Origin of the sequence: Megasphaera jansseni (assembly GCF_047974155.1) — a bacterium.
In the GTDB taxonomy this organism is placed as follows: Bacteria; Bacillota; Negativicutes; order Veillonellales; family Megasphaeraceae; genus Megasphaera.
Window position 1 is genome coordinate 1 of record NZ_JBHYRR010000004.1, and the last position, 12,250, is coordinate 12,250.

The 12,250-nt window shown below is 54.7% G+C and carries 9 protein-coding genes; 1 reads left to right on the plus strand and 8 read right to left on the minus strand.

The features are described from left to right. Positions 1–302: 302 nt before the first annotated feature. The 8 genes from ACE418_RS02245 to ACE418_RS02280 all read right to left on the minus strand — a co-directional run bounded on the left by ACE418_RS02245 (position 303) and on the right by ACE418_RS02280 (position 11,566). Complete coding sequence (locus ACE418_RS02245; protein ID WP_022498315.1) at positions 303–575, minus strand: GNAT family N-acetyltransferase; 273 nt, start codon at positions 573–575, stop codon at positions 303–305. A 13-nt stretch (positions 576–588) separates the two neighbouring features. Next, complete coding sequence (locus tag ACE418_RS02250; protein WP_416449037.1) at positions 589–1,164, minus strand: histidine phosphatase family protein; 576 nt, start codon at positions 1,162–1,164, stop codon at positions 589–591. A 163-nt stretch (positions 1,165–1,327) separates the two neighbouring features. Then, on the minus strand, positions 1,328–1,639 hold the full coding sequence (locus ACE418_RS02255; protein WP_416449039.1) for an endonuclease domain-containing protein: 312 nt from the start codon (positions 1,637–1,639) through the stop codon (positions 1,328–1,330). 384 nt (positions 1,640–2,023) lie between these two features. After that, complete coding sequence (gene nifJ, locus ACE418_RS02260) at positions 2,024–5,554, minus strand: pyruvate:ferredoxin (flavodoxin) oxidoreductase (protein ID WP_416449040.1); 3,531 nt, start codon at positions 5,552–5,554, stop codon at positions 2,024–2,026. A gap of 556 nt (positions 5,555–6,110) precedes the next feature. Continuing rightward, entirely contained in the window at positions 6,111–7,277 is a 1,167-nt protein-coding gene (locus ACE418_RS02265; protein ID WP_416449042.1) for a class I SAM-dependent methyltransferase, read from the minus strand. Positions 7,278–7,294: 17 nt separating this feature from the next. Further along, complete coding sequence (locus ACE418_RS02270) at positions 7,295–8,146, minus strand: bifunctional 5,10-methylenetetrahydrofolate dehydrogenase/5,10-methenyltetrahydrofolate cyclohydrolase (protein ID WP_416449044.1); 852 nt, start codon at positions 8,144–8,146, stop codon at positions 7,295–7,297. Positions 8,147–8,166: 20 nt separating this feature from the next. Further along, the gene (locus ACE418_RS02275) at positions 8,167–10,143 is read right to left on the minus strand and encodes a penicillin-binding protein (protein WP_416449046.1); all 1,977 of its coding nucleotides are present in this window, start codon (positions 10,141–10,143) and stop codon (positions 8,167–8,169) included. Then, positions 10,136–11,566: a CCA tRNA nucleotidyltransferase gene (locus ACE418_RS02280; protein ID WP_416449047.1), complete on the minus strand. Its 1,431-nt coding sequence runs from the start codon at positions 11,564–11,566 to the stop codon at positions 10,136–10,138. Before ACE418_RS02280 ends, ACE418_RS02275 begins: the two co-directional genes overlap by 8 nt. Before the next feature lie 146 nt (positions 11,567–11,712). On the opposite strand from ACE418_RS02280, the gene ACE418_RS02285 reads away from it, so the two are divergent. Further along, positions 11,713–12,240 (plus strand): cob(I)yrinic acid a,c-diamide adenosyltransferase, encoded by a 528-nt coding sequence (locus tag ACE418_RS02285; RefSeq protein WP_416449048.1) that lies wholly within the window; start codon positions 11,713–11,715, stop codon positions 12,238–12,240. Positions 12,241–12,250: the final 10 nt, after the last annotated feature.

A 12,250-nucleotide genomic window follows, 5' to 3' on the forward strand; every position in this document is an offset into this window, starting at 1 on the left:
TCCCATACGACAAACGATGAACGACCTACGATCAACGTAAAAAGAGGCTGTCTTAATGCGACAGCCTCTTTTTTTAGTGGTTAGTGGCTAGTTGTTAGTGGTTAGCAGATGATTTAAATTTAAAGCACTCTATAAGCACTCTATATAACAAAAAAGCCGCGTACTTGCGGTACACGGCCTTCTTCAAACACTAAAACTAGAGGAGAGCCGATGTCCCACCACCGAGCTATCTCTATTTTTATCATAAATGTACGATGAATGTACGATAAATGTACGATAAATCAAGTGGATTCTCGTCCTGATTATCCAAGTAAATCCTGTTCGTCTTTGTGGCGGCGGAACCAGGCGTCGGCGTAGGAGCAGCTGGTGGCCGTTTTTTTGTGGCGCCGCCGGATTTCGTCGGCTGCGGCCTTGACGAGTTTGGCTGCGGCACCTTGGCCGCGCAGACTGTCGTCGACAAAGGTATGGACGATGTCGTAATTGCCGTCTTCCCGTTCGACGAAGTCCACTTCTGCTACGACCGTCCCTGCTTCATTTTCCATCCAGATTTTATTGGGTCCATATTGTAATTCCATGGTGATTTCTCCTTTACATCGTGATTTCTACAATCTGTCCATTGTGGACCGGGCGGCTGCGGCGGAAAGCAGCCATGTATTCTTCTACGGGCCTGCCCGGATTTTCATAGACCAAGAGCAGGTTGCGGATAAACTGGGCATGCGTAAAGACCAGGATGAATTGTTCCGGCCGCCGCTGCAGCAGAGATAAAGTCCGTTCAATGCGCCCGATGAGCTGGCGATAACTTTCCGCCCCTTCGCCGTCGACATAGTCCGGGTCGAGTCTGCGCCAATAATTGATGACCCGCGGCCGCCGCTGCTGCGATGTCGTCCCGACACACGTCGCCGGTGCCAAATAAACAAATTCATGGACACAATCCCAAATCCCCGTCACCGTATCGGGAAACCGCCCGATCGTACACATGGCCGTCTGCTGCGCCCGGAGATACGGCGATGTGACAATCAGGTCCGGTTTTCTGGGAATCTGTAAGGCCAAGGCCTGCGCCTGCTTAAGCCCCAATTCCGACAAGGGAATATTGCGATGATCCTGCGTCGCTTCGCCGGCATTGGCAATACTTTCGCCATGACGGATGAGCCATATTCTCTTCACACTATCACCTGCTTTTTTTCTTTTATTTTATCACAAAAAAAGGAGGATTTGAAAGGCAACCTCTCCGGCCTGGCGGCCACCTCCCCTATGAGGGGAGGCTTTCCCACTGGCTCTCCTCATAGGAGAGCTGTCAGCGCCAGCTGACTGAGAGGTTGCTTTTTGATCACCAGGAACATCCTTTATGCTCACTGACGTATTGATGAATAGTTTGGCAAACTCCGCTAAAATTTTTATGGATATCCAAATTGGTAAAACGGATGACCGTCAATCCATAGGATTCCAATACAGCTGTCCGTTCCTGATCTGACTTCATACCGGTTTCATCGTAGTGCTGCCCACCGTCTAATTCGATGACGAGCCCTGCTTCTTTGCAATAGAAATCGGCAATATAATTACCAATTCGTCGTTGTTTATAAAATTTCACTGGATACGTCCGTAAAAAGTCATACCATAAGTGACGTTCTTCTTTGGTCATATTTTTCCTTAATGAACGGGCAAATGATATATTTTCTTTAGAATAGGGAAGCGTTTTCATAGAACCTCCTTTTACTGCAACCTCTCCGGCCTGACGGCCACCTCCCCTATGAGGGGAGGCTTTCCCAATGGCTCTCCTTATAGGAGAGCTGTCAGCTCAGGCTGACTGAGAGGTTGCTTTTTGATTATTGATAGACATTGGTGAACTGCAACCTCTCCGGCCTGGCGGCTACCTCCCCTATGAGGGGAGGCTTGGTTCCCGAGGCGATGTCGTTCTTTTGCGTCTGTTGCGGCTCTGCCGCATCGGAGTCCGAGTATACGAAAACAGGGCCGCCTTTTCGGCAGCCCTGTTTTCGGGTGTGTATATGGCATTAGCGTGTTTTAACTATTTGTCAGCCAATTCCTTATAGGTTTCGTATTTCTTCTTAGCAAATTCTTCGGCCTTGGCAAAGAGTTCTTCGGCGATGTCCGGGAAGGTTCTCGTCAGGGCAGCGTATCTCGTTTCGCCCATGAGGTATTCGCGGAAGGACTGCTTCGGTTCTTTGGAGTCGAGGATGAAGGGGTTCTTGCCTTCTTTCTTAAGCAGCGGGTTGTAGCGATAGAGGTGCCAGTAACCGCAGTCTACGGCGCGTTTCATTTCGTGCTGGGCATTGCCCATGCCGCCTTTGATGCCGTGGTTGATGCACGGTGCATAGGCGATGATGATGGACGGGCCATTGTAGGCTTCTGCTTCTTTGATGGCTTTGATGAGCTGGTTCGGGTCGGCGCCGAGGGCGACCTGGGCGATGTAGATGTGGCCATAGGTCATGAGCAGGCGGCCCAAGTCTTTCTTATTGAACTTGCGGCCCGATGCAGCGAACTGGGCAACCGCACCGATTGGCGTAGCTTTCGACGACTGACCGCCGGTGTTGGAGTAGACTTCCGTGTCGACAAGCATGATATTGACGTTGGCGTTCATAGCCAGGACGTGATCCAGGCCGCCGTAGCCGATATCGTAAGCCCAGCCGTCGCCGCCATACATCCAGATAGTCTTCTTGATGATGTGTTCTTTATGAGCCAGGATTTCTTTCTGCAGGTCCGCAGCCCGGCCGGTGAGATGAGCGGCCATCAATTCTTTGATGTACGTCCGGCTGATGCCTTCCGTGACTTCGCCTTCGTTAGGAACGCCGATGGAGTCGAGCCAAGCTTTGATGGCGTCGTGGAGGGCACCGTCGGTCAGGCCCATGAGTTCTTCCGATTTGATGCGGATAGCATCGCGCTGCTGTTCCATGGACAGGGACATGCCGAGAGCGAATTCTGCATTGTCTTCAAAGACCGAGTTCGACCAGGCCGGCCCGAAGCCTTCGCAGTTCGTCGTGTACGGGATGCTGGGCATGGCCGAGCCCCAAGCCTGGGTACAGCCCGTAGCATTGGCAACGATCATGCGCGGCCCGAAGAGCTGGGTCAGAATCTTCATGTATGCCGTTTCTGTACAGCCTGCACAGGCGCCGTTGAATTCGAGGAGCGGCTGATGGAACTGGCTGCCTTTGACGGAGAATTTATCGAGAGTCGTATGTTTTTCAGGGAGTGTCTGGGCATAATCCCAGTCGGCGCTTTCATGACGCTGCGTTTCCAGCGGTTTCATGGTCAGGGCCTGAGCCGGGCAGGCATTGACGCAGGCACTGCAGCTGTAGCAGTCGAGCGGCGAAACCTGGATGCGGAATTCATAGTCTTCCAGCCCCTTGCCAATGGCTTTCTTGGTCTTGAAGTCAGCCGGAGCCTTGGCTTTTTCGTCAGCCGTTACCAGATACGGACGGATAGCGGCGTGCGGGCAGACCAGGGAGCAGCGGTTACACTGGACGCATTTTTCCAGATCCCATTCAGGGACGGTCGATGCGATGCCGCGTTTTTCATATTTCGTTGTGCCCAGGGGATAGGAACCGTCAGCATAGGGAACGAATTCGCTGACCGGAATGGTATCGCCGAGCTGTAAGTTAGCCGGTTCGACGACTTTCTTGATGAATTCCGGAATATCGCGGGTATCGGCAACGATGGGATCGGACGGCAGGTCTTTCCATGCTTCTGGTACGGCGACTTCGACGATATCCGAAATACCGCGGTCGACGGCAGCCTGGTTCATGGCGATGACTTGTTCGCCCTTGGCCAGATAGGTCTTGGCAATGGCGTCTTTCATGTATTTTACGGCGTCATCGATGGGCAGGATGTTAGCCAGTTTGAAGAAAGCTGCCTGCAGGACCGTATTGGTGCGGTTGCTGCCCAGGCCGATTTCTTCGGCAATCTTAGTGGCATTGATGATATAGAAGCGGACGTGCTTGGATGCGAGCTGGCGTTTTACTTTATTGCTGAGGTGGCTGGCGACGTCGTCTTTATCCCAGCTGCAGTTGAGCAGGAAGATGCCGCCGTCCTTGATTTCACTGACAATATCGTAAGTCCCCATGTAGGCCTGTTTATGGCAGGCCAGGAAGTCCGCCGATTTGATATAGTACGTAGCCCGGATTGGGTTCTTGCCAAAGCGCAGGTGCGACTTGGTGACGCCGCCGGATTTCTTGGTATCGTATTCAAAGTAAGCCTGGACATACATATCCGTGTTGTCGCCGATGATTTTGATGGAGTTCTTGTTGGCGCCAACCGTACCGTCCGAACCAAAGCCCCAGAACTTGCAGCTGATGGTCCCTTCCGTATCGACGGTGATAGGTACGTCGGCCAGGGAATGATGGGTAACGTCGTCGATGATGCCCAGTGTGAAGTGGTTCTTCGGCTGGAGCGATTCCATGTTGGTGAAGACGGCGTTGATCGATGCCGGCGGTACGTCTTTCGACGACAGACCATAGCGGCAGGCCAGGACAGTGACGTCCTGTTTGACGTGGGACATGGCTGCACAGACATCTTCGTAGAGCGGTTCGCCCAGGGCGCCCGGTTCTTTCGTGCGGTCCATGACCGTAATCGTGCGGACCGTATCCGGCATGGCCTTCATGAAATGTTCCAGCGAGAACGGACGATAGAGGTGGACCTGGATGAAGCCGACTTTCTTGCCTTCTTTGCAGAGCTTGTCGATGGTTTCCTGGATGGCCCCGGTGACAGAACCCATGGCGATGACGACGTGTTCTGCGTCGGGAGCGCCGTAGTAATCGAAGAGATGGTACGGACGGCCCGTCAGTTCGCTGATCTGGTCCATGTAATCCTGGACGATATAAGGCAGGCGCTGGTACCAGGGATTATTGGCTTCGCGGGACTGGAAGAACATGTCCGGGTTGGTAACGGTACTGCGCATGACCGGATGTTCCGGGTTCAGGCCGGTGTGTTTGAAATGATAGAGGGCATCGCGGTCGATGAGTTTGCCCAGTTCTTCAGCCGGCAGCATCTTGATCTTCTGGATTTCGTGGGATGTACGGAAGCCATCGAAGAAGTGCATGAACGGCACGCGGCCTTTGATGGTCGACAGATGGGCAACGGCTGCCAGGTCGGCACATTCCTGGACACTGGCGCTGCAGAGCATGGCCCAGCCGGTGTTGCGACAGCCCATGACGTCGGAATGGTCGCCGAAGATGGACATGGTGTGGGTCCCGACGGTACGGGCGGCGATGTGCAGGACGACCGGTTTCAATTCGCCCGACAGGCGGTGCATGACCGGAATCATCAACATCAGGCCCTGCGATGCCGTAAAGGACGAACAAAGGCTGCCCGTTTCAGAAGCACCATGGACGGCACCGATAGCGCCGGCTTCGGACTGCATTTCGACTAATTTGACGGGCTGGCCGAAGAGGTTCTTGCGGCCATTGGCCGACCAGACGTCGACGTGTTCTGCCATCGGCGACGACGGTGTAATCGGGTAAATCGTAGCGACTTCAGTAAAGTTGTACGCAACGTCAGCCGCAGCTTCGTTGCCGTCTAAGGTTTTCACGATCTGTTTAATCATAAGAGACACTCCCTTTTCTGCTATTCAAAGATAATTCATCCGGATTCGTATAACGTTTAACGCTTTCTGTACTTTTAGTATAGCCGCTAGTGATATAAAAGTCAAGCATACTGTTTATGCTATTTTATCATCGAAATGGTTATGGTTATACGTTTTACGCGCATATAGGAGAGGGTGGGGAGTGGCTCGTGGTTCGTGGCTCGTGGTTCGTGGCTCGTGGCTCGTGGTTCGTGGCTCGTGGCTCGTGGCTCGTGGCTCGTGGTTCGTGGCTCGTGGTTCGTGGCTCGTGGCTCGTGGTTCGTGGCTCGTAGTTCGTGGTTCGTGGCTCGTAGGGGCCGTCTCAAAGGGCGGCCCGCCTACCCGCCTATGGGTACGTGGTCAGTTTACAAAAAAGGGGCTGTCGCATGTGCGACAGTCCCTTTTTGAGTATTAAGTTTGTAGTGGAAAATCAACCTCTCAGACCGCCTTCGGCGGCCAGCTCCCCTATCAGGGGAGCCGCGGGACGCCCCTGCGAATGCGACCTGCGACCTGCGGGACGCCCTTTGGGTGTCCCCTACTAGTACCAACGGGTCATGGGCAGGTCGTTTTTGGTGCCTTTGGTCATGAGGAGCTGGTGGATGTCGATATTGCCGATGTAGAAGGATACGGCGCAGCCGCAGAGATAGAGGTCCCACATGCGGGCAAATTCTTCGCCACGGGCAGCGATGACTTCATCGCGGACGTTCTGGAAGTTATTGAACCAGCACATGAGGGTCTTATAGTAGTGGCGGCGCAGGCTTTCGACGTCGATGACCTGGAAGTCGTTGTCGTAAGCGAGGCTGACGATTTCGCGGAGCGACGGCAGCGTTCCGCCCGGGAAGATGTATTTGCGCATCCACGGATTGCCGATGCTTTCATCGTGGCCGCTGATGTAATGGAGCAGGAACATGCCGCCGTCTTTCAAGAGGTGGCTGGCCGTTTCCATATACAGCGGATAGTTGGAGCGGCCGACGTGTTCCAGCATACCGACGCTGACGATGCGGTCGTACTGGCGGCCTTCGGCGACGAGGTCACGGTAATCGATGAGGTCGATCTGTACCAAGTCCTGGAGACCCAGCTTTTCAATACGTTCCTGGCCTTTTTTCCACTGTTCTTTACTGAGCGTGCAGCCATAGCCTTTGACGCCGTATTTCTTGGCAGCTTCAATGAGCAGGTAGCCCCAGCCGCAGCCGATATCGAGGAGCGTCATGCCTTCTTTGAGGTAGAGTTTTTCCAGGATATAGTGTACTTTATTGTGCTGAGCCTGTTCGAGGCTGTCGTCTTCATTCTTGAAGTATGCGCAGGAATAGCTCATGGACGGATCGAGCCATTTGGCATAGAAGTCGTTGCCCAAGTCGTAGTGGGACGAAACCTGTTTCTTCTGGGCCGATTTCGATTCCGACGGATAGAGGATGCGTTTGAACAAGGATTTATCCAGCGAGAACTGGCTCGTCTGGGATAAGAAGCAGCGAAGAGCTGTGAACAAATCGCCTTCAATTTCGACATCTTTGCGCATGTAGGCTTCGCCCAAGGCCAGCGACGTCGACGCCAGCAATTCTTTTTTCGGAATGTCCTTATGGATAACAACGTTGAACAACGGCTGGCCTTCGCCAATGGTGTAGGTTTTGTCGTGAAGTTGTACCGTAAAGCAATGTTTATCGAAGCGACGTAAATAATGAATCATAAAATTATCTAAGATATGCATAGATTACTCCCTCACTTTTATAAAATAGTTTCTGTCCGGGCGATGCCGCAGACGACGTTTTCCAGTACCATCATCGTCGTCACGGCGCCAACACCGCCCGGCACGGGCGTCACGGCCCCGGCTACGGCAGCCGCTTGGTCAAAAGCGACGTCACCGACGGTCTTGCCATCGACGCGGTTGATGCCGACATCGATGACGACAGCGCCGGGTTTTATCATATCGCCTGTCACCAAACCGGCTTTCCCGGCAGCGGCGATGACCAAGTCTGCCCGGCGGCAGACGGCTTTCAGGTCCTTCGTGCGCGTATGACAGTGCGTGACCGTGGCGTTGCGGTTCAGACAGAGCTGGGCCAGTGGTTTCCCGACGACATTGCTGCGGCCGATGATGGCTACCTCCTTGCCGCTCAGAGAAATATGGTAATAGTCGAGGATGGCAATGACCGCCCGCGGCGTACAGGGAACGAATCCCGGCCGTCCCGTATACAAATGGGCGATATTGACATCGGTCAGGCCATCGACGTCTTTCTTCGGGTCGATGCAGTCGATGATGCGCTGGCTGTTCAAGTGACGCGGCAGGGGCATCATGGGCAGGATGCCGAAGACAGAAGCCTGGTCGTTGAGCTTATCGATGAGCGATAAGATTTCTACTTCACTGACCGAAGCCGGTTCCTGATAGATTTCTGCCTTCAAGCCGACAGCCCGGGCCGTCTTCTGCATGGATCTGGCATACATAGCCGACGGCGCATCATCGCCGACGAGGATGATGGCTAATTCCGGCTGGATATGGAGTTCTTCCTGGATATCGGCCAGGCGGCGTTCCACCCGCTCGCGATGAAATGCGGCCACTTCCCGGCCGTTGAGTAATTGCATAACTAGTTCCCCCTGTTGTTCTATGGATTCCGTTTGAAAATAACGGTGACATTACTGCCCTGTGGTGCATAACTGCCCGCCTGTGGCGATTGCTGGATAGCTTTCCCCATCCCCTTGGGGATAAAGCCTAAGCCCGCTTCATTGAGCCAGTCATTGACTTCCCTTGTACTCCAGCCAATGAAGGACGGCATGAGGACGCCATCACTGGAAAGGTGGACGGGCGGAATGGTATGGGACGGCGTCATGACGACGGGTCCCAGCGGTTTCTGGTCCATCGCTTCAGTCGGACGGATGCCCTTCATGCGGACGATTTCGGTCATCATTTCCTTAAAGACCGGCGCAGCGACCTGGGCGCCGTAGTAGACGCCCTGCGGATTATCGACGACGATGAGGACCAGGAACTGTGGGTCTTCCAAGGGACCAAAGCCGATGAAAGAACCGACATACTCGCCTTCGGCGTACCCCGTGCTGTCTTCGTTCTTCTTCTGGGCCGTCCCGGTCTTGCCGCCAAAGCGATAGCCTTCGATTTTGGCGCTCTGGCCGCCGCCGATGGCGACTTCTTCACCCATGAACTTGCTGATGGTTTCAGCCGTCCCGGCGTTGATGGGCTGCCCTACTTCTTTCGGTTCTGTCTTTTGGTAAATGGAACCGTCCGGATTATCGATTTCCTTGACCAGGAAGGGCTTCATCATGTGCCCTTCATTGGCAATGGCGCTAAAAGCCTGTACCATCTGAAGGGGCGTGACGGCGACGCTCTGGCCGATGCCCATGGTAGCCGTATCGACGATGGACATTTTATCGGGGTCGAACAGGATGCCTTCTTGTTCCCCTGACAATTCGATTCCCGTAATCGTTCCGAAGCCAAAGCGTCGGGCGTAGTCGGTCAGCGTCTTGCCGCCTGTCGTCACGGCGACGTGGGCCATGCCGGTATTGATGGAATACATGATGATTTCCCGCAAGGTCACGTCACCCATGCCCTTATGGTCCCAGTTGTAAATTGTCCGGTCGGCGACATGGACAGAGCCCGTGTCGTGATAGACATCGCCGATATGCCATTTCCCCGAATCCAGAGCAGCTGCCGCCATGAGGGGCTTGAAGGTCGAACCCGGTTCATAGACGTTGACGACGGCCCGGTTCTTATAAGATTCTTTATTGCCTTTGCTGTAATCATTGGGGTCATACGTAGGCCGGCTGGCCATGGCCAGGATTTCGCCAGTCTTTGGATTCATGACGATAATCGAAGCTCCGTCAGGATGGCTGCGGGACATGATGCCATCCAGGCCTTTTTCGGCAATATACTGGATAGTACTGTCCAAAGTCAGGCGGACAGACCGTTCCTTGTTGGGCAGGATCCGTTCCAGGGCGGACGAAAAGACAGGGATATTATGGTTATCCGTCTGCAGGCGGAATGTCTGTTTGCTGCCACGGATTTCATCATCCAGCATCATTTCGAGGCCTTCCAGGCCATGGTCGTTTTCACCGACAAAACCGATGACTTGGGCAGCCATCGATCCATTCGGATAGAAACGGCGGTTTTCATCGCGAAAAGCCAGGCCGTGCAATTTTTCTTCCTTGATGAGCGATTCGACGGCTTCATATTTTTCGTGGTCCATCTGGCGATCGAGCCAGACGAAGGCTGTATCTTCTTTCAGGCGTCGTTCGATTTCATCCTTCGAGATGCGGAGATAAGGCGCCAGTAAATCGGCTACCAGGGCCGGATCTTCATTGAGCATGGTCGGGTCAGCATAGAGGGACTTGGACATCTCGCTGATGGCCAGGACCTTGCCGTTGCGGTCGAGGATCATGCCCCGCGGCGATTGCAGGTTCCGTTCGACCTGACTCTGTTCCTGGGCAGCTGCTACATTTTTGTCATGATAGATGACTTGTTCATAGAACAAGCGGCCTACCGTACAAAAACCGATGACCGCAAAAAATACCATGCAGCCGACCATGCGGGTGCAAATGCGATGGGTCAGGTTCTTTTCATTTTTATTCATGATGCCCTTCCCCTTCATGGCGCTTCATCCAGCGCCGGGCTGCGTCTGCCAGTATATCGGCATCGTTTTCCAGGTCCTGGTTCTGGACCCGTTTCAAAAGGATCCGCAGGCAGTCGCCGGTACGGCGGCCGCAGGTGTCTGGAATCCGCCGGTCATAGTGCAGGTCTTTAGTACTGACCGGCATGGCCGCAGCCAGCATGGCCATATAGGCTCCAAAGGATTCGGTCCCCTCCGTGCTGGCATCGGCATGGCCGCAGCCTAAAATATCACCGCAGGCGACAGCCGTAGCCTGGCCGACGGCTTCGACGAGTTCTTCCGTCCGATGGAAGGGCCCATCGAGGGCTTCATGACGCAGCCACTTCTCGACGTCGCCTTCGGCTGTATTGGCAAAGAAATGGAATTTCATGTGCGTCTTGACCAGCCAGGCCACGCGCTGGGCAAAGGCCGGTTTCTTGTGCCAGCGCAGCAGGATGGCTTCGGCCAGTTCCGCTCCCTTGGCATCATGGCCGTAATCGGTATAGCGGCCCTTGTGGACGCCGCGGATACCGGGCAGGCCTTTGGCGACATCGTGAAACAACGCCGCATATCGGATGGTCAGATTCGGCGGCGTGTTGGCGACAGTCGCCAGGGTGTGTACCCAAGCATCGAAGAGATGGAACGGTTTCGACTGCGGCGTATCGGGCAGGTGGCTCAATTCCGGCAGGATCGGGACGGCTTCATAGCAGCCGTTCACCTTCTGGCGGCACGAGCAGGCGCCGAGGCCGGTGCGGACGAGGATGTCCAGCCCCCGGTACGCTGCCGGCGTGACCATGAGGCGGTCCATTTCGTTGACGACCCGTTCCATGGACAATCCTGGGACGCGGCCAAAGGCCTGAGGCATGGCTTTGACGAGTTCCTTTGAAGCCATGAAATCGAGCTGGCCGGCAAAGCGGCAGGCCCGGAACAAACGCAAGGCGTCTTCCTGGAAACGGCGGACCGGGTCACCGACCGTGACCAGCCGTTTCTTGCGCAGATCCTTCTGGCCGCCGACGTAGTCGTAAATATCGCCGCGGCAATCCATGGCCATGGCATTGACGGTGAAATCGCGACGCAGGACATCTTCGCGCAGGCTATCGGCATACCAGACCGTATCCGGCCGGTGGCTGTCCTCCCCATAAGCCTCACCGCGGAAGGTCGCCACTTCAAAAGTCTGACCGGCGATGACGACGACGACGATGCCAAAGGCTTCACCATGGATTTCGACGGTGTGCCAGTCCTCCTTAGCGGCGACGGCCCGTATATCATCAGGCCGGGCAGAGGTAGCGATATCATAGTCGTGCGGCTCTTTCCCCATGAGCAGGTCGCGCACGGCACCGCCGACGATATAGGCTTCAAAGCCTGCATCCTCTAAAGCTGTCAATAGCTGACGGGCTCGTTCTTCCATCTTCCCGGCCATCCTTTCCAAAAAAATTAACTGATGTTATATTATATCACGAATGGATGAGCCTGACCACTACCTGCCCTTTTTTGATTATGGTATAATAATTGACGTATTAATGAATAGCTAACCGCTAAACGCGAGGTGATGAGATGGATACAGGTTTAATACATATATATTGCGGCGACGGCAAGGGCAAGACGACGGCTTCCCTGGGGCTGGTCCTGCGCTGTGCCGGCCGGGGCGGCAAGGTCCTTTTCGCCCAGTTCCTCAAGGGCCGGCCGACGGGGGAATTGACGGCCCTCAAGGCCCTGCCGCAGGTCACGGTCCTGCGGGGCAAAGCCATCTTGAAATTCACCTTTCAGATGACGGCGGCTGAAAAGGAAGCTACCTGCCAAGCCCAGACCGCCTTGTTGCAGCAGATCCGGGCCTTCTGCCAAGAACACCAGCCTGACCTGGCCGTCTGCGACGAACTCGTCGGCGCCTGCGCCCTGGGCCTCGTCCCGGAAAAACAGGTCATTGATTTCTTAAAAGAAAAACCAGCCCATACGGAAGTCGTCCTGACCGGTCGCAATCCCAGTCCGGCCCTGCTGGACTTAGCCGATTACGTCTCGGAAATCAAGAAAATCAAACATCCCTTTGACCGGGGCATTGCCGCCCGCATCGGGATTGAAGAATGACATAGAGGGG